General features: G+C 40.4%; 18 protein-coding genes and 1 pseudogene. 17 read left to right on the top strand and 2 right to left on the bottom strand.

Features of this window, described 5'->3' with window-relative positions:
* Positions 1-69: 69 nt before the first annotated feature.
* Both ACM5QX_RS27695 and ACM5QX_RS27690 read right to left on the bottom strand, forming a co-directional pair.
* A complete protein-coding gene (locus ACM5QX_RS27695) occupies positions 70-1,305 on the bottom strand; it encodes a hypothetical protein (protein WP_414756443.1) in 1,236 nt (411 codons plus the stop codon).
* Positions 1,298-1,807, bottom strand: a complete 510-nt coding sequence (locus tag ACM5QX_RS27690; RefSeq protein ID WP_414756442.1) for a hypothetical protein — start codon at positions 1,805-1,807, stop codon at positions 1,298-1,300. The genes ACM5QX_RS27695 and ACM5QX_RS27690 overlap by 8 nt, the downstream gene beginning before the upstream one ends.
* A gap of 1,022 nt (positions 1,808-2,829) precedes the next feature.
* Here ACM5QX_RS27690 and mobV point away from each other — a divergent pair.
* The 17 genes and pseudogenes from mobV (at position 2,830) to ACM5QX_RS27605 (ending at position 22,176) form a co-directional block, all read left to right on the top strand.
* Positions 2,830-4,536 (top strand): MobV family relaxase, encoded by a 1,707-nt coding sequence (gene mobV, locus ACM5QX_RS27685; protein WP_414756441.1) that lies wholly within the window; start codon positions 2,830-2,832, stop codon positions 4,534-4,536.
* Positions 4,537-4,643: 107 nt separating this feature from the next.
* Positions 4,644-6,278 (top strand): ATP-binding protein, encoded by a 1,635-nt coding sequence (locus ACM5QX_RS27680; protein WP_414756440.1) that lies wholly within the window; start codon positions 4,644-4,646, stop codon positions 6,276-6,278.
* 2 nt (positions 6,279-6,280) lie between these two features.
* On the top strand, positions 6,281-6,829 hold the full coding sequence (locus ACM5QX_RS27675; protein WP_414756439.1) for a DUF192 domain-containing protein: 549 nt from the start codon (positions 6,281-6,283) through the stop codon (positions 6,827-6,829).
* Between the two features lie 67 nt (positions 6,830-6,896).
* Positions 6,897-7,454, top strand: a complete 558-nt coding sequence (locus ACM5QX_RS27670) for a hypothetical protein (RefSeq protein WP_414756438.1) — start codon at positions 6,897-6,899, stop codon at positions 7,452-7,454.
* Positions 7,455-7,465: 11 nt separating this feature from the next.
* Positions 7,466-7,651: pseudogene (locus tag ACM5QX_RS27665) on the top strand (restriction endonuclease); the annotation flags it as partial.
* Between the two features lie 430 nt (positions 7,652-8,081).
* Positions 8,082-9,041: a tyrosine-type recombinase/integrase gene (locus ACM5QX_RS27660; RefSeq protein ID WP_414756437.1), complete on the top strand. Its 960-nt coding sequence runs from the start codon at positions 8,082-8,084 to the stop codon at positions 9,039-9,041.
* Positions 9,042-9,357: 316 nt separating this feature from the next.
* Complete coding sequence (locus ACM5QX_RS27655; protein ID WP_414756436.1) at positions 9,358-9,975, top strand: hypothetical protein; 618 nt, start codon at positions 9,358-9,360, stop codon at positions 9,973-9,975.
* A 249-nt stretch (positions 9,976-10,224) separates the two neighbouring features.
* Positions 10,225-10,551, top strand: coding sequence for a hypothetical protein (locus ACM5QX_RS27650; RefSeq protein WP_414756435.1), 327 nt, complete (start codon positions 10,225-10,227; stop codon positions 10,549-10,551).
* Between the two features lie 21 nt (positions 10,552-10,572).
* Complete coding sequence (locus tag ACM5QX_RS27645) at positions 10,573-13,392, top strand: hypothetical protein (RefSeq protein ID WP_414756434.1); 2,820 nt, start codon at positions 10,573-10,575, stop codon at positions 13,390-13,392.
* Positions 13,393-13,395: 3 nt separating this feature from the next.
* Positions 13,396-14,112: a hypothetical protein gene (locus tag ACM5QX_RS27640; protein WP_414756433.1), complete on the top strand. Its 717-nt coding sequence runs from the start codon at positions 13,396-13,398 to the stop codon at positions 14,110-14,112.
* A 99-nt stretch (positions 14,113-14,211) separates the two neighbouring features.
* A complete protein-coding gene (locus tag ACM5QX_RS27635; protein WP_414756432.1) occupies positions 14,212-15,324 on the top strand; it encodes a hypothetical protein in 1,113 nt (370 codons plus the stop codon).
* A 110-nt stretch (positions 15,325-15,434) separates the two neighbouring features.
* Positions 15,435-16,229 carry a hypothetical protein gene (locus ACM5QX_RS27630; RefSeq protein ID WP_414756431.1) on the top strand — a complete coding sequence of 265 codons (795 nt, stop codon included), beginning with the start codon at positions 15,435-15,437 and terminating at the stop codon, positions 16,227-16,229.
* Positions 16,229-17,773, top strand: a complete 1,545-nt coding sequence (locus ACM5QX_RS27625) for a TrbI/VirB10 family protein (RefSeq protein ID WP_414756430.1) — start codon at positions 16,229-16,231, stop codon at positions 17,771-17,773. The genes ACM5QX_RS27630 and ACM5QX_RS27625 overlap by 1 nt, the downstream gene beginning before the upstream one ends.
* The gene (locus ACM5QX_RS27620) at positions 17,770-18,516 is read left to right on the top strand and encodes a hypothetical protein (protein ID WP_414756429.1); all 747 of its coding nucleotides are present in this window, start codon (positions 17,770-17,772) and stop codon (positions 18,514-18,516) included. Before ACM5QX_RS27625 ends, ACM5QX_RS27620 begins: the two co-directional genes overlap by 4 nt.
* On the top strand, positions 18,513-19,709 hold the full coding sequence (locus ACM5QX_RS27615) for a hypothetical protein (protein ID WP_414756428.1): 1,197 nt from the start codon (positions 18,513-18,515) through the stop codon (positions 19,707-19,709). Before ACM5QX_RS27620 ends, ACM5QX_RS27615 begins: the two co-directional genes overlap by 4 nt.
* Positions 19,710-19,912: 203 nt before the next feature.
* On the top strand, positions 19,913-21,679 hold the full coding sequence (locus ACM5QX_RS27610) for a type IV secretory system conjugative DNA transfer family protein (protein WP_414756427.1): 1,767 nt from the start codon (positions 19,913-19,915) through the stop codon (positions 21,677-21,679).
* 5 nt (positions 21,680-21,684) lie between these two features.
* Entirely contained in the window at positions 21,685-22,176 is a 492-nt protein-coding gene (locus ACM5QX_RS27605) for a relaxase/mobilization nuclease domain-containing protein (protein ID WP_190570989.1), read from the top strand.
* Positions 22,177-22,247 lie beyond the last annotated feature (71 nt).

Here is a 22,247-nt window from a genome sequence, read left to right as displayed (position 1 = left end):
GTATTCATACCGTTTCTACAGGCGTTGAACCCTCGTAATTTGGCTAAGGTATTGACAAATGCAACTAGTTTAAATCCCTTGGTTAGTAGTTATGTAACCGTTTCTTTGCCAAATCTCAATGTCTACATTAGAACTATTGAATGGTTGAACATAGTAATCAGGGACTAAGGGTTTGTCTTGACGGTCATAGCTTAATTCATGATCCAAAAACTTAATATGGCTAATGTGAGATGCCCAAACATCACATACTCTATCTCTTAATCCCATTGTGTCTAAATATTTAGGTAGTTCCATTCCTCCATTCCAGCAAATAGAGATGCCTTCACTATCAAAATGTTCGGTTAGCTCTTGGCGTATAAACGATGCTGTCCCACCACAAACTAAGATTTCATCCATTTGGGCTATATTCCTCAACCAGCGCCATAAAGCACGGCAATACTCTTTCTTCACTATTGGTAAAATCCGACAAAACAACTCCACGTCAGCATTGATTTCTTCAGTTTTGGTTTTGCGTGATAGAAACCTTAGTGCATCAAAATTGTTAACACTGGTTTCGGCTAAAGCTCCTATTAGGCGTAAGTCATCCTTTGATAAACCAACCGCAGTTCGTTCTACAAACTGTTGCACCACCCAATTCATCCCTAAATCTGTGGATTCAGCTTTGATCGGATTCCCCTTGTGCGACAAAATAAAACTGGCATTGCGATAGCCTAACATCAGCATTCCTATACTCTTTTGGAAATAGTTAATGTTGACGTTGCGACTACGATACGCCATAATCCCCGCCCCTTCTGGACTGACATCAAAGCTACGTAATTTCGCTTTTAACCTTCCTGTTGGTGTGATTATTCCTGTTTTTAAGTTCTGTCCTAGTTTGGCTCTGAGCGTTTGCCCATCCGACGCTTCTCCCACTGGCAACAACAAATGTACATATAGTTCTATATCTGGGTTTTTCACTCTCAACCGCCGAATCGCCAACCATAACATAGCTGCTACTTTGGGTAAGGCATATTGATACTTCAAGTCTCTAATCGCTGATGTCCCCGCAAACATACTTCTGGCTAATGCCCCCAGGACATAATATTCTTCCCCTATCCCTATCCACACCGTCGTATCTTGTACCAGTTGATTTGACAAATATTCTATTGACTCTACCCCTAAATCCGCTATTTCTGGTTCCATTGCTAAAACTATGGGAACCCCATCTGGATAAATTTGTGCTATCCCCTTCTGGGAACTTGTCCCTAAGTCAATAGTTACTACAACTTTTGTGTAGTCTTTGGAATTACTACTCCTTTTATTCATTTAACACCCCGTTTTGGTCGTTCCAGCCAAACATCCGCTTAATCTGGGTCATCTCTTGATTTTTTTGCGGGGAAATAAATTCATCATCATCGTCTTCATCGTCTTCATCGTCTTCCTCTTCAGTAGAACTTATTTGTTCATTTCCCGAAATAATTCCTAAGACAGATAGACTATCCGATGCCACCATGTTTGATGCTTGCGTTGATATATTTGGTGTCACCACTAGCGGGTCTGGTACTATTCCACAAATTCTCCGAATTACACTAATTTGTGCTTCTAACTGTCCTATTGCCCAAATGCCAATCTGCCTTAATTCTTCTCCCCTCAGTCCCGAAGAAAACAAGGCAAGAGGTAGCCAATGGTTTTTTAGCGTTGCTGTTATAACTTGCGAATAATCTGCTTCTAAACCAAATGGATTTGACCTTATGTAGCCAACCACTTTTCCATCTAAACTATCTTTCGGGCGCTTAATCGAAACTCTTATTTGTTCTATCTCTGCCATATTTATGCTTCTCACAGAGGTAATGCAGATATTGAAAATTATGACACTTTATTTTTAATACTGCTGAACTTTATTTTTCTTAAAATTTAGTTTCAACACTTTTCATTTTGAGGAACTTCAATTTCATTTTTTTTATCTATGAAGCAATCACTCAGTGCTTAAATCTTATTTCTAATTGTTCATTTAATCATTTTTTTTAGACTTCACAATGCAAGTCCTTCAAAATATTGAATCTACACTATTTAAGTCGGGTTTATTTTCTTTTCCAGTACATTTTTTGTCAAAATAAGCACTATTAATTTGGACGGCCAAAAGGACAAGAAATGCCGTTTTCTGTCCTCTTGGCCGTCCTCACACAAGCCTGAATCGTAAATATCTAGGTTTCATGACTTTCCTTTGGACGGCCAAAAGGACAAGAAATGCCGTTTTCTGTCCTTTTGGCCGTCCACTATTTTGGCATTTTTCCCCTTGAAAGTATTATCCTTAATCAGTTACAGCCACTTTTTTGCCCTTTTTTTATTCTCAATAAGCTTGGGTCTTATTGAGAATGCGTACTACAAGTCAGTTGATTTTGTACTACAAAAAATGCTAAAAATTTTGAATTAGCTTTGAACACCCTTGAGTAATTCTGGAAAAATTATGTAAGCAGTCCATAAATTCTCATTAATTTAGAGTTATTGACAATAAAATAGCCCCAAAGCCTTGATATTACGTGTTTTTTGGGTCTAAAACCTAGAAAATTAGGTATTATGTACTTAGCCTATAATTGTACCTATAATGACTGTGATACTAGCGAAATCTTGTAGATGGCGGGAGAATTGCCCCAGAAGTGCCCCAGAAGTGCTGTAGGATAGCTTAAAATAGTCGTACTTACTACGTTTATTTATCCATTTTCGCATTTGAGCGATTAGGCTTCAAAAGTGGCGTAAAATCGGGGAAAAACAGCAATAATTTGCGTGATATTTGTTTCTCCCTCAGCCAGCCCAAAAACTCGTATTTCCAAATTTTAGCGTAAAGAAAAAATGGCATACGCGATCGCCCGATTACAAAAATTAAAGCGGGGAAATATATCAGGGAGTGCGTCTCACACTGCACGAGAACGTGAGACTCCTAATGCAGATCCCACTCAAAAAAATATTAGGTTCATCGGTAGCCTTGACCCGGATGAACGATTAGAGGATTTAGTCTTAGCCAAGATAGGGGACTCGGAGCAGAGGCGAAAAATTCGCACTGATGCGGTGTACTGCGTGGAGTTTTTGCTAAGTGCCTCCCCCAGTTATTTCCGTCCTGATTGCCCAACCAATGCTGGTTACTATGAACCCCAAAAATTGGATGATTGGGTAGAAGCGACTCACCAGTGGTTAGCTGATGAATATGGCGATCGCATAGTGAGAGCCGAATTACACCTGGATGAAGCCACCCCCCATATTCACGCTTACTTTGTGCCGATTGATGATCAAGGGCAATTGCGCTGTAATCATTTCTTCGATGGGCGGCAGAAAATTCATGCGTTTCAGGATTCTTACTACAACACGATGCGCCTGATTGGACTGGAGCGTGGCATCAAGGGCAGTAAAGCCCAGCACCAGGACATCAAGGATTTTTACCGCATTGTTGAGGAGGGGCGCGACTTAGAAGTTGATCAACTGAGTGTAGAGCATCTTAAGGCTAAAGCGGCTGACAGGGAAAGAGCCAATCAACGTAAACAGGAAATGGAAGCTACCGCCAAAGCTCTAGCACTTGAAAATGAACAGTTACGGCGACGAATTGAGCAATTAGAGCAAGACAATCAGCAATTACGACTCCTTACCGAATGGTCAACTGATTTGGCTTTAGATGATGTTGCTTGGGAGTTGGGATTGTGGCGTAAAGGCAATGAGTGGGTGGGAAGAAACCACATCATTAATATACATGGGTCTAAATTTACTGATTTTGGCAATGGTTCAGCATTAGTTGGTCATGGGGCGCTCGACTTGGTGAGGCAAGTTAATAAAAGTGACCAAGTTCAAGCGATCGCATGGTTGGGGGAACGATTTGGGAAAGCTGGCGCTCACAGGGCAGCGATCTCTCAGGCTCGAAAAGTTACATCTGACATTATGCAGACTCAAAGCGCACCCCAATTCACCCCACCTGTTGAGGATAAAACTAACTGGTTATGGGTTGAGCGTTACCTTACCCAAAAACGGGGAATCCCCTCTGATTGCGTACAAATGCTATATAACCAGGGGCTAGTTTATGCCGATTCAAAAGCAAATGCCGTGTTTGTGATGCGGGATCTCGACGGGAATACCAAAGGCGCATTTTTACAAGGGACAGCAAATACATTCTCTGGTTATGAGCCGGGAACCCATCGTCGCTCTTGTTCGTTTTACTTTTCTTTAGGTGGTAAAGCAACTGATAAAAGCTCTAAAGCAGTGCTGTGTGAATCTCCCATTGATGCTATTTCACTGTTTGTACTGGAATATCACGTTAAAGGAATACCAGACAACAGAACAATTTACATGGCAGCAGACGACACCTCAAGTTTACCTTTTGAACGATTACGTCATGTTCCAAATGTACAAGTAGCTTTTATTCAACCAAATATGGCAAGGACTGTTAAAGAACTACTGCCAAAATCGAAGTTACTCAAGTGTGAAACTCTTGATTGGAATACGCAGTTAGTCAATTCCTCTCGTCAATTACAACAACGGCGTTTACAACAAAACAATCAAGAATTAGAGCTATAGTTGCGTAAAAGTCAAGCAACTCTAGTACTGTTTTTTTCAGTACCAAAGTAGCTAGTAAAGAATTTTGGGTGTCTCTATTATCAGGATGAAATTCATACAAAAGCCTGATGAATAATGAGTTAATCAAGCAAATCTTCTCTCTAATCAAACTTAACAATAAGCTGATAGCTGTCGAGTCTCCATTACAAGAAAGACTCAAACTTTTGACAAATCTTGCCAGTCAATGCCAGCAACATAACATTAACTGTTACCTATGGACGCTGGAAGATGACGCGCTACACCAGTTAGAGACTAATGAGGTCGGATTAACTTTACATCCAATTAACCAGTATCAGGCGATCGCCAAAAACCGACGCGAAAATTACTTTGAAATTCTCCAATTCTGGAAAACTACCAATTTACAAGGCATTCTCATACTTGAGGGTATATTTCCCTGGCTGGGAGAATCTACCACTGACCCTGATTTTTTCTTAACTGCCGAGTGGATCAAGTCAGCCCTAATTAACCTGAAGTTGTACAATTGCAATGCCCAAAAGACAGCAATACTTTTAGGCCCTAACGCTAGTCTGTCATCTGATATTGCACCCTATATTCCGACACTCATTCAACAACTGCCAATTATCGAGGAAATTAAAACTCACTTACCCCAAGTATTACCTGATTACAGCGCAGACGATATTCATGCGACTGCGATCGCCTCAGTAGGAATGTACTTAGCAGATATCGACTATGGCATTCGACAGGCGATTGCGCCTGAAGTTACACCCGATGAGTTAAGACAAAAGCTTTCGGCTTACAAAATAGAACTGTTCAAGCGGATTTATAATATTCAATTTCTCCAACCCCCTAGCACTCCTATCGGTGGACTGGAACTGATGCAGCAGGCATTTAAAACTTACAAGCGCCTGTTAACGACACTGGCGAAAGCTTACAATCTGCGCTTACCCAAGGGGATTTTACTTATCGGCCCACCGGGAACTGGAAAATCATACTCGGCTAAAGCAAGTTCGGCACAGTTAGGACTGCCTCTGATTATCTTGGAGTGGGGGAATTTCCGCAGCTACGGCAATCTTGCTGAATATAAGCTCAAGAATTTACTCGCACTGGTAGACCGAATTAACCGTGTAATCCTCTATCTCGATGACTTTGATAAGGGATTTGCTGGGGATGATGATTTATCCAAACGCCTAGCTGGTATGCTTTTGACCTGGATGCAAGAGCGAACTAGTGAGGTTTTAATTATTGCTTCGGCTAACAATATTGAATGGCTACCACCAGAGTTAACCAGAAGTGGTCGCTTTGACGAAATTTTCAAAGTCGATTTACCCAATTATGGAGAACGGCACGAAATATTCAAAATTCACTTAGCCCGATTTGATGCTCGGTTCCGCAATGGAGGTGATGGGTACACCGAACCTGAATGGAAAAGGTTGCTCAAAGCCACACAACGCTGTGTCGGTGCAGAAATTGGGGCAATTGTCGAACGTGCCGCCGTCTTTACTTTCTGTCAAATGTTCAGTGAAGATGTTTTCTCAGTTGGTGAACTGTCACCGAATGAACTGCCACCGTTAGAAATTACACTGTCAGCATTGGTAACTGCAAGGCAGAACATGAATCCTCTGGCCATCCGTGAGGCTGACCGGGTTGAAAGTATGCGGAACAAAGCGGCTTTGCAAGGTCAAGCATCTAGTCCGGTCGATTCATCTATATATAGTCTCGGCAATATCGACATCTTTGGATAATTATGCAAATTAAGATCATCAATTCCGAGAAGGATTTATACGTTGCTGCCTACAAGTTGATAAAAAGACTAGGGCCAATTGCTGGGGGATTAATTATTTTGGGAAATTTGACAATGATTTACATCGAAATTCGTCCCCAAAATCTACCCGTAACTCACATCCTCACCCACAACAACCAGACATTTAGGCTAGAAGTCGCCTCTACGTCAGAGCAATTAAAGAAAGGGCTGAAATTTCGAGCATCCTTATCCAGAGATCGCGGGATGTTATTCAACTTGGGCGGAGAAATTCACAATGCACCTTTCTGGATGTACAAAGTAAATTTTCCATTGGACATTTTTTACCTGAAGGACAATGTGGTAACAACTGCTGTTTATAATGCCGAGCCTTGTCATAAAAGCCCTTGCCCTATTTATAAAGGTCGGTTGGCCAATCAGGTGTTAGAGCTTGCCCCTGGCATTGCGAATATCAAGGTAGGGGATAGGCTAAACATTCAACCGTTATCAAATGATGTCGGTTTTGATAGCAGAAAGTCTTTATTGGTTAAGTAGTTTGTCAGATTAATGTTATCGATTTGATAGCAATACTGATATCAAAATTTAGTTAAAGGATAAACAAATGCAGTGGTACATTGACGACAAAGGAAAAGAATATATGTCTCTTCTTTGTGATAAATGTGGTAAGCCAGTAGCAGGACATAATTCGGCAATCAATCTAGAAGAACAGATGGGAAAATTCGTGGGTTTATCAAAGGATCGGCATCTGTATCCCATTGATAATTGCCCAGGCTCTCCTTCTAGAGTAAAGTTGATAGAATTTGACCCCGAATGGCAGCAAGCTTACTCAACAATTCAGTCGTTTAGGGTGGACATGAATTTGCATAAAACACCAGAATTGGTAAAGCAGGCTTTGATTGAGATGGGAGATTACCCTTGTGACGAAACACAGTCAAGAAACGGTAGTTTTCCTCGTTCAAATAGTGGTCACTCGCTTGAAGACGCGGTGGAGTGGTTATCATCGCGTGAGAAAGATCATGCTGATGCTTTTGTTATCTATGGCAGAATGGGCGTTCATAGATACATAGTTACTAAAAATGGTGAAGTTTTCTTCAGTGGCTTACATGGTTGTGATTCGGTTGAGAAAGCGGTTTTATTGGGTTTTGGAATTGATAATTAGCCAAACGTTATAAAGATTCTATTAAAGCCGAACATTTAGAGGATTTTGCTCAAGTTATTGTTCGTCACAAGGCGAGTGGTGGGTTTTTTATTCACACTGGCACAACTCTGGCTAAGTCTAAATCTGTTTTGCAGCAGCATCCAGAAATCAAGTTGCTGAGTGGACAAAGGTTGGTGGATTTTCTTAGATGTTTATAGATGGCACTGGCTGACTATATTAAAAACTAGCAGTAAAATGTATGTCAATTCAGATACATAAATAAACAACTTGCTGCGTATAATCCTAACTTTAGTAGAAATTTTACCAAAATAGGTAAAAAAATTGATATTTTACCAAACCCAAAGTTCTATAAGGTTTTAGGAAAATATCTGAAAAAATAGTTTATGAAAATGACGATTTACCAAAACTATTTTTCGCTTGTATATGATTTACGTGGAGCGTGTGTCAATTAGTAGATTCATGACACGCACATGAGGTATGGGAAGTCAGGATGTTCCTGGTTCCTGTTCACCCGTGGCGATGGGATTACGCCCACTTAGCGGCGTGAATCGCTCACGATGTTAATCCAATTGGTGAGAGAATGGGGGTCTGGGCTATCTGTTTTTGTCAGGTAGTGCGTAACAGATCATGGGAGAGGACAAAACAAGGCAAATTGATTTAGTGCTGTCCACACCACTGCCGTTAACACTTCATCCGGCGGCAGTGTATTTGTCGAGTTTGAGTCCTACTTCACGGCGGACAATGGAAAAGGCATTGAATGTAATTGCACGATTGCTAACTAGCAACCGATGCGATGCAATGTCCTTAGATTGGTCAAAATTACGCTACCAGCACACAGCAGCAATCAGAGCTATATTCATTGAGCAGTATTCTCCAGCAACAACTAATCGAATGCTTTGTGCCATGCGGCGAGTGCTAGAGGAAAGTTTACGCTTAGGGTTCATAAGCGCACAAGATTACCAGTATGCAATAAACCTCAAAAGTGTGCGTGGTGATTCAGGATTGCCAGGAAGATTGATCAAGCCAGAAGAAATTACTTCCCTGTTACGCAATTGTCACCAAGATAATGTGATTGGCATAAGAGATGCAGCACTTATAGGAATTTTAAGTAGTTGTGGATTGCGAAGGTCTGAGGTAGTAGCCTTAGAAATGAATGATTTTAACTGTGAAGATAATTCATTAACGGTGCGGCAGGGTAAAGGAGGAAAATCGCGCAGAGTATACTTGCCTCCTGGAGTTGTTGCTATTTTGAATGATTGGTTGAAAATCAGGGGAAAATCGTCAGGAGCTTTAATTTGTCCAGTCAAGCGTGGTGGACACATTCATATTCAACATTTAACAGATCAAGCAGTAATGGCGATTTGTCAAAAACGTGCTGCCAGCGCCGGAATTAAACCTTTTAGTCCTCACGATTTTCGTCGGACATTTATCACTAGGCTGTTGGAATCAGGCATTGATGTTCTGACAGTCAGCCAATTAGCAGGTCATGTGAATTTAGCTACCACTCAAAAGTATGACTTGCGTGGTGAAGCTGCAAAACGCAAAGCTGTTGAGTGTCTCAACTTCCTCTATGAAAATTTCTTTTAATTTTTAAGTTGCTACTACCTTTCTTAAACTACAGTCCTATATCATAAAATTACAAAAAATCAATACCCCCTTTTTACATATACTGAGAGCATTTACAAAATATTTATACTATCAAAATGATTTAAATGCAGTTTTTGCAAATATAACCCCTGCGGTTACAGTATTTACTTTCTATATACGTAAAAAGCATTAGTGATAAATATTATAGCAGTACCACAGTTCTGTTTTTTTCAGTACCAGAGTATCTCGATTTTGGGGTTGACTTATTAAAGAATGTGCGTATTCCTCATTAAATCGTTCAGGAGAACGAAACCAGATGCGTACTTCTTACGGATATTCAGATTTTACTCAAGCAGCAACCCTTTCATATTCGCCTAAAAATGACATAGGTAAAAAAGGCACACTTTCACTCATGGGTGTAACGGGTGTGCTGATGATTGCAGAGATGTCCGTCCACAACATATTAATGGGTGGATTTATGATTGGTGCGGCTATGATCATTACCTTGCCAAAACAGTCACAGGCATTGTTCACTAATTTTGACAAAATACAGCGTAAGTATGGAGTTAATCTCTATGCTGTTTTGTTTGCATTGTTAGCAGTGGTTTGTGTGCTAGATTTTGCATCTGCTCCAGCTAATGCTCAGTTTTTTAATGGCGCTCAAACTTGGATGAAAACCGCTTTTACTCCGGCTAGTGGAGGTGCTGGTACAACAATAGGAACAGTCATCGACCTATTCTTCAACGTATTAAGAGGTTTATTTCTTTTGTATGTTGGTATTAGTTTAGTCAAAATTATTCAAGCAGCCCGCGCCGACGAAGATTGGCAGTCTCTTTCAAGAACTCCATTAATTATTGTGCTAGCTGTGTTTTGTGGGGATCTAATTACTACATTAATTATTGGAACAAGTGGTGGCAGCGCGGCGGGAGGTTAAGCTGTCAGATATAAAAGCAGCAGATGCTAATGTGATTAGAAAAATTTGTATCTGCTGCTTTTGTAAAGATTGAGTAAGAATTCAGCACTCAGGAGTCATAAGTCAGTTTGGGAATAAGTTTTTATAGGAATAGTAAATTTATTCATCAGATATTTATCCTGATTCTTTAACCATTCTAGCTCCTGGATTCTGACTCCTGAATTCTTACAAGATTGAGATAAAAGAATTGAATATTTAAGTTAACTAGATATGGGAGAAAAACCTTCTTTTAGGACAGTAAATCGGATTTTAGGAGAAAGACCAAGACTAGGGCCATTTCCCGCCGATCAAATATTTCCTTGGACATTAATAGCAGTAGGAAATGTATTTCTGTTCAATTATTTACTCAAAGCAAGTTGGTTAGCTACGGGATTAGCGATCGCCTGGGGATGGGCTTCTTGGTGGACGATATCTGCAAAGGGCGATTTCTTCGGTAAATTTGTTGCTACTCCTCGAATTAGTCGCGGATATATGAAACATCAACCAATTCGCAATTCGCAATTCGCAATTCGCAATTCGCAATTTGAAGATAATTAAGTTTCAGCTATGAATAAAGTTATGCCAAAGTCTTCTAAAAAAGTTAAAGATAAATTAGGGAAAGGTAAGTTAGAAAACGAGCAGATTAGTGTTGTCAGAATGCTCACTCCTTTTGAAGATATTATCCATTTGGCAGGGATATGTGAAATGAGCTTAGGAGGGAGACAAGGGATAGGTGCATTAATTCTGAAAAAGGATGAGAGTATTCAAATTAAATTCTGCTTCGATTGCTTGGGGGTGCATCCGAACTTACCAACAGAGCAAATGTTAGCTATTTTTGAGGGGATAGAAGCGGGACTTAAGGAGATACCTGAACAAGAGACTTTAACTATACACTTAGGTTCATTTACATCAGATTATTATAGACAACAGGAACTATCACGCTTAGAATCTAATTGCTCTATTGATCAATTAAAGCTATTAATTCGTAGTGAGAGATTAAGAACTAAAGAACTGACACAGAGCGGGATTAGAAAGAATAAGTTTCTGCGACTCTGGTGTACTTACACTGTAGTATCTGATGATGAACGGTCAAAGGATTTTATTGAATCTATTATTAGAAAATTAGAGAAGGGCTGGTTTAGCTTTACAGGCGAAATTCACGCGATAAATAATCTAAGGATAGAAAACATTTTGCAAAATTCATTTAATGATGGATTTTTGCAGTGGTCAGCTATTCTTGGCAATAAGATGAAGTTAGGAGTTAGAGCTTTAAGCCCTAATGAAATGTGGTCAGTTCTTTGGCAGCAGTTTAATTTATCATCCCCACCACCCATTCCTAATCCTTTAAAAATCGACTCTATAGATGGATTAGTAGAAACTCAAACCAGTGATTTCCACATCAGGCATCAGATGTTGGAGAACGAAGAGTCTGTACCATTTTTCGATAGGAAATGGGTCAAGATACAAAATAAATATATTGGGGCGCTCAACTTCAGCCAGAAACCAGGGGGTTGGTATGACGAACAAGCACAACTACGATATTTGTGGGAACTAATTTCTAGAGATACTATTTCTGATACTGAGGTGATTTGTCAGTTAACAAAGGCAAACCAAACTATCTCTAAAACCAACCTGCAACGCATTACTAAACAGTCAATCACTAGCACTTCTTTATCCACAGAGAAAGGAAATATTGATGTTAAGTCAGGCATGAATATAGAGGAAGCGGTAGAGGCGCAGAAGACAATATATAAAGGTAGTGTTGTCATACATACCGCAGTAGCTTTTCTCGTTCACCGCCACTCCACCAGAGAATTAGATGAGGCTTGCAGATATCTTGCCAGTTATTTCTTGCGTCCGGCGGTTGTAGACCGGGAAGTTGAGTGTGCGTGGAAGATATGGTTGCAGTGCTGTCCCTTCGTGTGGGAGCCACTGTTAACTAAACCGTTTAACCGCCGATTACCTTACTTTAGTTCGGAAGTACCAGGACTGATGCCATTGATTAGGACTGCCACAGGGGATCTCACTGGATTTGAATTAATCGCCTCTGAAGGTGGCACACCCATACACCTGGATTTGTACCAAAGCCATAAAAATCTGGCTGTGTTTGGTGCAACTCGCTCAGGTAAATCTGTGTTAGTTGCCGGGTTATTAACCCCAGCCCTAGCACAAGATATTCCCGTGGTGGCTTTAGACTATCCCAAACCAGACGGTACATCCACGTTCACTGACTACACCAATCTGCTAAATGAAGATGGAGCATACTTTGACATCTCCAAGGAATCAAACAATCTTTTTGAACTTCCTGATTTGCGCTCTCTGGATGCAGAACTAAGAAATGAGCGATTGAACGATTTTCAGGAATTTCTTAAATCAGTGCTGCTGACAATGGTGATCGGGACAAGCATGATTGGTGTCAGCTCCTCAATGATCACCAACATTGAGTCAATTATTGCTCTTACGTTAAAAACGTTTTTTAATGATGATGAGATTAAATTACGTTATAAACTGGCAATACAAAATGGCTTTGGTAGTAAAGAATGGAACGAAACTCCGACACTACTAGATTTTTATAATTTTTGTTCTCCTGCTTTCATACAATTAGATTCTATTGCTAGTCATAGTCAAGAAATTTCCGAAGCCTTGCAGCAAATTAGGCTGAGAATAAATTATTGGTTAAATACCAGGGTTGGACAATCAATCTCTCGCCCATCCAGCTTTAGAACTAATGCCAAATTATTGGTTTTTGCACTGAGGAATTTATCAAGTGAGGCTGATGCAGCGATACTTGCGCTTAGTGCTTATGCGGCGGCTTTACGTCGCGCACTCTCATCAAAAGCTTCGATATTCTTCCTTGATGAAGCGCCAATTTTATTTCAATTTGACGCGATCGCTGACCTAATTGGGCGATTGTGTGCCAACGGTGCTAAATCTGGTATTCGCGTTATACTTTCGGCTCAAGAAGCTGAGACTATATACCAGACTAAAGCGGCACAGAAGATATTTAGCAATATCACTACACGCTTAGTAGGCAGGATTCAATCATCGGCTGTTGATCCGTTTATTGTTCGCTTTAAATATCCCACCGAAATTATTAGGGTCAACAGCACGGAAGCTTTTTATCCGAAAAAGGAGGGAATTTATTCTAATTGGCTCTTAGATGATAATGGCAAACTCACATTCTGTAGATACTATCCGGCTTACTGTTTATTAGCTACCGTTGCTAATAATCCCAATGAGCAGGAATTACGCAGTTTGTTTCTCAAAGAATATCAAGATAATCCTCTACTTGGTTTAGTCAAGTTTAGTGAGGATTACATCAGGATGATTCGAGGAGAAAATTTATCAGACTTGGCTAAGATGTTGCTCTTAAAATCACATTCAAAGCAGGTGGCGTAAGTCATGAAACCAATCTTGAAGAAACTAACTATTAGTGCAATAGCTTCTGCTACTTTTGGCAGTTTATTTATCGCTGCACCTAGTTATGGCATCAGCATTCATGATTTTTTTAGTTCCATTGTCTCAGATTTCCAAACTGAGATTTCCAAAATCCAAAATGATGCTAAGGAGAAAATTAATATCAGTTGGGTAGGGATTAAAACAGATGCTATCGCCGCAATTGATAGTTCTATCGGACAATTGGGTGCGCCTGATCCGATTGCTTCGGCTGATAAGTTAAAGGATTCGCTTAAGGATGATTATTCTTATCCTGTCGCTCAAGAGAATGCACAAGAACTAGAGCGTCAACTAACTCTGGCTTCTGTCAGTAGTGTTGTTAGCAAAGACGGACAACAACAAACTCAAGAAAAAATTGATACTACTGCACAGATTGCCCAGCAAGCGAAAAGTATTGCTGACGAAGCTCAGAATATGGATGCTTCTCAAAATGTCCTCAAAGCGATCGCTGCTCAGAATGCTTTAGTTGTCTCAATGCTGGCACAGCAACGTACTGATTCTTTATCTGCCCGACAGGACAGTGCTTACTCTAACCTGATGCTGACACAAGTAGCAGAACACCTTGATTCTCAACGGAAAAAGGAGAACTCCGAAGAAGATGGCAGGTTATCTTTAGTGCATGAAGTCATACTTAATGCACGTTTAGATCCTACTTTTAAGTAAGAGGTATGGGTGCGCGAATGTAGTTGTTATTATCATTCGCGCACTATATCTACTGCAATTTTGTATTTTCAACAACAGGCATTTAGGAAAGTTTTGAGTATGTACTATTTATTAGCAAAAACAACTGGCGGACAACTAGCAACTGAAGCAAACAATAATGCGATTGCTGTTGCCCAAGGATTTAACGAATTGTGGGAGCGAACTATGAGCGGTGAAGTTTACAGAAATATGTGTACTATTGGTGCTTTATTCGCTGTGGCTACGTTAACTTTTTTCATAATTGAATGGACAAAGAAAATGATGGCGGGGGAGGAGCAACGGGCATATACAGACTTTATTTGGCCTTTAATAGTTGTTCTTCTCCTCAGTAATAACGGGAGTGCTTTGGGAAATTCAACTTTAGGTATTAGGAACTATATTAATAATGTAAATACATTACTTCTTGGAACTACTGCTGCTGGGCTTGACTTGAGAGAAGCATACGAAAAAGCAATTGGTACTGAAGCAGCGCGTAGTGCAATTGGTGTAACTATTAACAGGTGTAAAAATTCTTCATTGAGTCAACAAGAGCAGATAGAATGTCTGAATAAAGCAAAGCAAGACTTAAAAGAGAAATATCCAGATAAATTCGGTGCTGACGGGCTATTCTCTTGGTTTACTGATGCAATTGATGCTACCGTTGACGCTTTCAAAGATTTCAATGAAGATGTTAAAAACAAGAAAGCCAATGGACTAGATTTAATATTCTCTCCCATCAATGGGTTTATCGGCTCTGCCATAACAGACATTATTACTATAATTTTAGTCGGAATGAATGGAGCCTATCAATGGGGAATTGAATTAACAATGTTAGTAACAGCACTTCTTGGGCCAGTGGCGGTTGGTGGTTCTTTATTACCTTACGGAGCTAAATCTATCTACACTTGGCTAATTGGCTATTTCACTGTAGGCTTCGGAAAACTTTGTTTTAATATTATTGTAGGATTTGCTGGACAATTAGTCGCTGATTCAAAAACTTATCAGCCGATGTTCTTCCTTTTTACTATCGGTATAATTGCCCCATTCTTGAGTGCAGGTTTAGCGGCTGGTGGTGGAATTGCTGTTATTATTCAAATTAATAAAGCTGCTGAAACTTACAGTAGTATTGCTATTGAAGTTAGTAAAGGGCTTGTGACTAAAGGCGGTAGTTTAGTCGGAAAAATAGCTAAGTGAGCCTTTGAAATTAGCTGCTTTACAAATACGAACTGCATAGCTTGCTTCATTAAAGGGGTACTGAGAATTGTGAATTAATGTTACCCTACTCCCTACAACCTGTTTCTTATATGCTGAATCTTAAAAAAGCTTCTCCTGGCAAGAAAGAGCCATTGCAACTGCTTAGTTATAACAAATACGTCACAACTAGAGTAGGCATAATTTCTTTAGCTGGTTTCTCAATGGCGGCGTTATCTCTTTTGTTGCAGTTCCTCAATTACGGCGCGATTTCTGTATTAAATAGAAAGCAATTGGCATTGGTACAATTATCATCAGGTGATACGATTGCTGCTAGGGCGGTAGACCCTAAAGAAAGGTCTGATGAAGTCATCAAAAAGTTTGTCTCCGACACATTCATCAAGATGTTTAATTGGGATGGTTTAATACAAACCTTCAACGAGAAGGGCGAACCCATTACAAAGCAAGATACTGGCATAGAAGTAGGCAGAATTGATAATAAATCTAATAGCCGAGTGGCTGCAAAAGCTTATGATGCTGCCTTTGCTTTGAGCGAAAATGGAGGATTTAGAGCGGCTTTTCTCAAAAAACTAGCATCAATAACTCCTAATGGTGTATTTAATGGTGATACTCAAGTATCTTTAATTCCTAGATTTATCTCTGAACCACGCAAAATTAGAGAAGGCAAGTGGGAAATAGATTTTATTGGGACGTTAGTAACTTTTGACCGTGATGATAATTCAGGTCGAGGAATTGCTTTTAATAAAACCATCACAGTTTCATCAATTTCTAATCCAGAATATATCCCAGCTAATACTAGTGAACTGTCTAAGAAAATTTATTTGGCAAGGAAAGCCGGATTAGAAATTACAGAAATTGTCGATTTAGATTTAGGGAAAAGAAAATAATGAGTCTCGAAAATAATAAAAATGGTTCGGGAGCGACCCTAGAGGATTTGCTTCATATCGATGATGCTCATAAAAGTAATGGTAATAAACAACCAGAACCAGAAAATTTATTAGTACCGACTAAGCACACATTCGTTACTTCTCCTTGGTCAAGATTGGCAATAATTACTATCCCTTTTGGGGTGGGATTTTTAGCTATATTTTTGATGCTCAATGGTGTTTTTAATCCCGCACCAGCGCCAAAAATTGCCGAAAAAGGGTCAGAAACAACAACTACTACTGAACAAGCCCAACAAACTGAAGAAAGCGATGGTGATGCCCGTGCAAAACTCGCTCTGTCTGAACAAGCCAACGAGTTAGGCAGGGTCAACGACAAAAATAAACAACCAGTACAAGTGTCCAAAACCGAAACCGAAAAGGTTGTACCAGGAACGCCGCCGTCGCCACGTCCTGCACCTCGCCCTGTTCAAACCTCACAACCACGCCCTGTACCTCGAACTGCACCACAACCGATTAGAACCTACACACCACCAACACGGACTAGTTTTTCTCCTATACCTTCTATCTCTGCATCTGCTCGGACAGTAACGCCCATAGATCCCATTGAACAACTTAACAAACTTCGCACCATCGGGTCTTACGGCAAAATAGCTTATGGCGAAACTAGCACTAATGACCATTCTTCATTAGACCCAGCACAAAATTTACCTAATCAACCAGATGAGCCAACTGATTTCAATAATGTCAGCAACGATCCTGTCCTTGAAACCACACCGTCCCCTTCACCGGACTCTATTGAAAAGATCCGCCCCCGGTGGCAAGCCCAACCTCAAGCTAAGTCGGATAAATATTTAGACCAGGAAAGCCAAATCATTCAGGGAAAACAAACTCGCTACCTCACCGTTGGTACTTTTGCTAGTGGTGTTCTTGTTACACCTTTAGTTCAAGCCACAGTTAATAACTCAGAGCAGACACAAACACCAACCCCTGATACTAGGTCGGTCGTTAGACTGCAAGAGGATTTACGCGATAACTATGGGCAGGTGGCAATACAGGCGGGAACTTTATTGGCGGTAGAACTAGTTTCGGTTGACGGCGGTAGTGTAGCGATCGCTCATGTTCGGGCGATCATTAAAGATAATACTGAGTACCCTATCTCGACTGGTGCAATATCTGTGAGTGGGGAAGGTAGTAGACCTTTAATAGCCAAGAAACTTCAAGACAGGGGTGGCGAGATTGCCCGTAATGACTTGTTCGGTGGTGCTGTATCTGCATTGGGAAAAGTCGGAGAGGTGATTAATCAACCGGATAATGAAGAAGAAATCGAGGATGAATTTACCGGACGGATTCGACGGCGTAGTAGTGGCAATCGTCGCAATATTACGGGTGCATTACTCGAAGGATTTTTTGGTCAAGTGAGTCAAAACGTCAGTCAACGTAATCAACGAGCTAGTCAAGAAATTAATTCTCGCCCAAATGCTTGGTATATCGGGGCGGGTACTAAAGTGACCATTACAGTTAATCGCTCCTTGCAGTTGCCATGAAAAATTTGTTGATTGCTATACCGACCGCCATCGCCGTTGCAGTTGTGCCACTATCCACAATTGCCGCCCCTGTAGTCCACACTATCAGGCAATCGCAAGCTAGTGGTACTACTGCCACGCTACAAACTATCAACATCTGGAATGGTCATGGTGTAGCGATTTCGTTTTACGCAATTGGCGAAACAATCAAGAAGGTATGGCTTGATGACCCGTCGCAAATCCTCATTGACACAGATGGTTGCTTAGAGGGACTTGACCAAAATTGTACCAATCCCGGTGCTGGACTAATTCATCTGCGGCGGATTAAAAGAGTCAATATTCCAGGGCTACCGCAAACATCTTCTACATTACTCACAGTCATCACACAATCATCATCTGGTGAACGTAAAGCTTACAGTTTTCGGTTAGCAATAAGTAATGGCACTCCTAAATATAGTCAGGTCGTCATAAAAAATGATGTGGCACAAGTAAAAACAAGCCCTACTCCTCAACTGTCACCGTTAGTTAGAACACAACAAACGATTAATCAAATTAGAGGTGGTATTGCGATCGCTATTAAAAATGGGCAGATGAATTACCAAGATGAATTACATAAACGCTTGCAAAAGTTCATTGGCTATTTACAAGAAGGTGACGATATTTCTACTGCTGCTAATAAGGCTTCTGTTTCTCAAGAATTAGTCAATAAATTAATGTCTTTGAGTAATATTTCTCTTAATTTGACACAAGGTAATAGTTCATGAAAACAAAATTTAACAATAACCTGGACTCACGTTATTTAATCCTTTTTGGTTTACTTGGTACTTTATTTATTCATAGCTTTATCAAATACGGGCTACTCAATCAAACCATTGGATTAATCATGCCGAGAGCATCTGCACAAGTCCCGGTTGTTAACTCACCCAGTGGATTTGTACCTGATTGGTCGCGCCTGAAATTTAGCGACATGATTATTTCTGAAGATGGTAGTGTGACTTACCCAGGTTCAAGAGGTACAGAAACTAGAACCTGGACGGCTGGTCAAAGTATTGCTGAATTTATGGAATTGGGAGATTTTGAAACCCCTCAATTAGCCATAGAAAATTTGAACCTCTCAACTATTGCTTCAGTACAAGGAATTAATTTAAGTAGGTTAAGATTAGATGATTTCCAGTTAACAAGATGGCAAACCTTGCCAAACTTAGCCACAGCCGTTCCTGGGTTGGGTAATAGAAGTGTTGCTAGTGTGCCACCCATCCGCGATTTTGCCCGGAGATTTGGCATTAATAGCGGCACAATTGCTAATGCTAGTCGCAATTCCAGATTGCGTAATATTCCATTAAACAGAGGAATTAACTTAAGAAATTATCCGCTTACATCAATACCCAACATCCAGAACGCATCAATTAATCGCTTTGCTAATTGGCAAGACTCCAAAATTATTGGTGTGCCTGGATTATCCACATTGACATGGGATAATTTACCCGGATTGAGATCGCTCGACCTTTCATTTGTCGCCAAAGTGGATTTACCATTGCGAGATATTGAAGCTAACCGTACTCGCTCTATCTCTGGTAGTTATCAAGAAGGTTTTAATGTTCCCTGTTTACAGAATAATTGCGCTCACATGGAGATGTCGGGGCTAGGTAAGACTACTGGTACACAGTGGATATCTGGGAAGGTGCAAAAAGTCCGAGGTGGTTTTGGATTGTTGTCTGCACTCTTCGGTGGAAGAGAACCTACTGGGAGAAATCCCTTTGGTTCGCCATTTAAACAAGTAGTTTGGAATATTGATGAAGCAACTGGCTCCGTAGAAACTGCTATGTTCTTCCGTATTTGTAAAACCATTCCGTTTATTGGGCGCACTTGTAGCCCTTATGGAATTGGGCCTGTGCCTTTTATCGAGTACCGGGAGCTTGACCCAATCGTTCTTGGTCAGCCCAATTCTTTGCCATAGTTAGGGGCTTTTGCAGTTCGCAATTACTCTCTTATTTCTTTACTCCCCTGCTTATACCAATTCGCAATTCGCTTCGGGGCTAACGCCCCGCTCCGCTAACGCAATTGTCTGCGACACGCTGCGCGAACGCAATTGAAAAATTTAGATGTAGCAAGCTTTTCAAGGTTTATATCTGTATCATATTTTTCGTGAAATGGTATTACATGAAAAACCAAAAAATAAATATCAGCCAAAATCAAGGATTTCGTTTTGAGCAATTGCAAAATCCTCATGATGGCATTGGAAAGTATACCCATCAGATGTTCACTCCCAATGGTCTAACAGTTCTATCCTTGCTCGGTGCTTATATTCTTATGAGGGTATTTTTTGGGGATGGTAACAAAAAGAAAATTGCTACTTCTTATTGGGGTGGGGGTAGAGAAACTGCGACTGCCAAGAAAAAAGCTATTTTGCAAATAAAAACCCCGCAATGTGATAGTGCGGCACTTTACATTGGTAAGCATCAGGATAAAGGTGGTGGCAATACTTTCTATATTCCTGATGTGCAACGAGGTACAGCCGTCATTGGCGCTCCTGGCTCTGGTAAAACATTCTCTGCCATCAACCCGATGATTTACTCAGCAATTGATCAGGGGTTTCCATGTATAGTTTATGATTTTAAGTACGCATCGCAAGCGAGAGTTGCTGCCTATGCCAAGTACAAGGGCTATGATGTGCATATATTCGCCCCAGGATTCCCTGAATCTGAAGTCTGCAATCCATTAGACTTTCTGCGTGACAGTAGTGATGCTGAAACTGCCCGACAAATTTCCACTGTCATCAATAAGAATTTTCGGCTTTTGGGCAATTCAACTGAGGATGGCTTCTTTGGCCCTTCAGGGGATCAGTTGACTCAAGCAATTTTGATGTTAGCTAAGGAGTTCGGTCAATTTGCAGATGTCATGACCTGTGCAGCGATACTCTCTAGTGAACACATGGTCAAGCGCCTGATGGCTGCTTCTCTCAACCCTTGGGTGAAAATTGCCTTTGGTCAGTTGTTCAGTTCTGCTGCATCTGAAAAAACTGTTGCCGGGATTGTTTCCACAGCAAGCATCATGTTTACCCGCTTCATGGCAAAAAATACTCTTGGCTGTTTCATCGGTAAAACGACTCTGCCCTTAGAAATCAAGGGTAAGCAGATGATTATCTTTGGTCTGGACAGAGAACGCCGGGATGCTGTGGGGCCTCTGATGACTTCAATCTTACACATGACTATCGCCCGTAACATTGCTTCTAAACGCTCTGACCCACTCATTGTTGCCCTGGACGAATTACCCTCGATTTACTTGCCTGATCTATATAGGTGGCTCAACGAATCCCGTTCTGAGGGCTTCTGTGGTATTATCGGTTTCCAAAATATGGGGCAGCTTGAGAAGAATTACGGTAAAGAAATAGCTAAGGCTATCCTTGGCGCTTGCAGTTCCAAATTCATTTTTAATCCTGGTGAAAATGAATCAGCACAATTATTCTCTAGCTTTTTGGGTGATGAAGAAATTAAGTATAAACAGAAAAGCCGTTCTAGTGGTAGTAAAAATAATAGCACCTCTATTAGTGACCAAGAAAAAACTAGAAGGCTTTTTGAATCGGCTCAATTTCTCAAACTTATTGCTGGTAAATGTGTTTTCATTAATCCGGCATACGCTAATAAAAATGAAGGTTCTGTTCCACTACTAAAGACTGTTAAAATTTCTCAGCCTCTCAAAAATATTGATAAATATAATCAACTTAAATGGGCGAGAATCGTTAGTTTAGCAGCTAGGAAAAGTACGCAGAAATTTCCTTCTCAGCAAGATTTAGCTTTACGTGTGAATCTTGTTGAATCTCGCTTCCCCATTCCCGAAAACCCTGGGGCTATTTCTCCTAATCCTGCTCTGACAGCAAAAGATGTTCATGGCATGGTCAACACAGTTCATCCTGATAGTGGGTTGTAATAATTATGAAAATGACTATTGAAGAATTGAAAATTGATAATTTTAATTTGATTGATACATTATCCCAAAACCATGTTTTAGCAAATGGGAGCTTTATTGATATCAACCTGCCTCCCTTGGAAATTATTCAGGAGTTTCATACTTTATCTGAAGCGAGACCAAAAATTAAAAATTTGGGCATCTATACTCTCATCCGTCTAAAAAATGTTTATATTCACCTGAATCAAGAATCTTGCTGGAAAATTGTTAGTCAATATATTTATGGTATTGGTTGGCATGATTTACAATATATTTGCTTTTTAGATATTCAAAACAGCAATATCAATATACATATTATTTTTAATCGTGTTACACCAGAAGGCAAACTCATCGACATTAAATGCGTCGGGGCTAACTGGCAGCAATATGAGATCCTGCGCCAATCTTGTTCTCTCATCATCGATAACCCTGTTCATAACAAATATTTGCAAAGACCATTTTGTAACTGTTGTCCTTAAATCAGTTATCAGTTACCAGTTACCAGTTACCAGTTATCAGTTACCAGTTACCAGTTATCAGTTACCAGTTA

The organism is Anabaena sp. CCY 9910, assembly GCF_963920875.1.
Lineage (GTDB): Bacteria > Cyanobacteriota > Cyanobacteriia > Cyanobacteriales > Nostocaceae > Trichormus > Trichormus variabilis.
Note: the sequence above shows the minus strand (reverse complement) of the source record. Positions and strands in the feature narration are given on the sequence as shown.

Excerpts from the sequence above, each read along its gene's own strand:
- ACM5QX_RS27695 (WP_414756443.1), bottom strand. The coding sequence starts at position 1,305 with ATGAATAAAAGGAGTAGTAATTCCAAAGACTACACAAAAGTTGTAGTA.
- ACM5QX_RS27690 (WP_414756442.1), bottom strand. The coding sequence starts at position 1,807 with ATGGCAGAGATAGAACAAATAAGAGTTTCGATTAAGCGCCCGAAAGAT.
- mobV (WP_414756441.1), top strand. The coding sequence starts at position 2,830 with ATGGCATACGCGATCGCCCGATTACAAAAATTAAAGCGGGGAAATATA.
- ACM5QX_RS27680 (WP_414756440.1), top strand. The coding sequence starts at position 4,644 with ATGAATAATGAGTTAATCAAGCAAATCTTCTCTCTAATCAAACTTAAC.
- ACM5QX_RS27675 (WP_414756439.1), top strand. The coding sequence starts at position 6,281 with ATGCAAATTAAGATCATCAATTCCGAGAAGGATTTATACGTTGCTGCC.
- ACM5QX_RS27670 (WP_414756438.1), top strand. The coding sequence starts at position 6,897 with ATGCAGTGGTACATTGACGACAAAGGAAAAGAATATATGTCTCTTCTT.
- ACM5QX_RS27660 (WP_414756437.1), top strand. The coding sequence starts at position 8,082 with ATGGGAGAGGACAAAACAAGGCAAATTGATTTAGTGCTGTCCACACCA.
- ACM5QX_RS27655 (WP_414756436.1), top strand. The coding sequence starts at position 9,358 with ATGCGTACTTCTTACGGATATTCAGATTTTACTCAAGCAGCAACCCTT.
- ACM5QX_RS27650 (WP_414756435.1), top strand. The coding sequence starts at position 10,225 with ATGGGAGAAAAACCTTCTTTTAGGACAGTAAATCGGATTTTAGGAGAA.
- ACM5QX_RS27645 (WP_414756434.1), top strand. The coding sequence starts at position 10,573 with ATGCCAAAGTCTTCTAAAAAAGTTAAAGATAAATTAGGGAAAGGTAAG.
- ACM5QX_RS27640 (WP_414756433.1), top strand. The coding sequence starts at position 13,396 with ATGAAACCAATCTTGAAGAAACTAACTATTAGTGCAATAGCTTCTGCT.
- ACM5QX_RS27635 (WP_414756432.1), top strand. The coding sequence starts at position 14,212 with ATGTACTATTTATTAGCAAAAACAACTGGCGGACAACTAGCAACTGAA.
- ACM5QX_RS27630 (WP_414756431.1), top strand. The coding sequence starts at position 15,435 with ATGCTGAATCTTAAAAAAGCTTCTCCTGGCAAGAAAGAGCCATTGCAA.
- ACM5QX_RS27625 (WP_414756430.1), top strand. The coding sequence starts at position 16,229 with ATGAGTCTCGAAAATAATAAAAATGGTTCGGGAGCGACCCTAGAGGAT.
- ACM5QX_RS27620 (WP_414756429.1), top strand. The coding sequence starts at position 17,770 with ATGAAAAATTTGTTGATTGCTATACCGACCGCCATCGCCGTTGCAGTT.
- ACM5QX_RS27615 (WP_414756428.1), top strand. The coding sequence starts at position 18,513 with ATGAAAACAAAATTTAACAATAACCTGGACTCACGTTATTTAATCCTT.
- ACM5QX_RS27610 (WP_414756427.1), top strand. The coding sequence starts at position 19,913 with ATGAAAAACCAAAAAATAAATATCAGCCAAAATCAAGGATTTCGTTTT.
- ACM5QX_RS27605 (WP_190570989.1), top strand. The coding sequence starts at position 21,685 with ATGAAAATGACTATTGAAGAATTGAAAATTGATAATTTTAATTTGATT.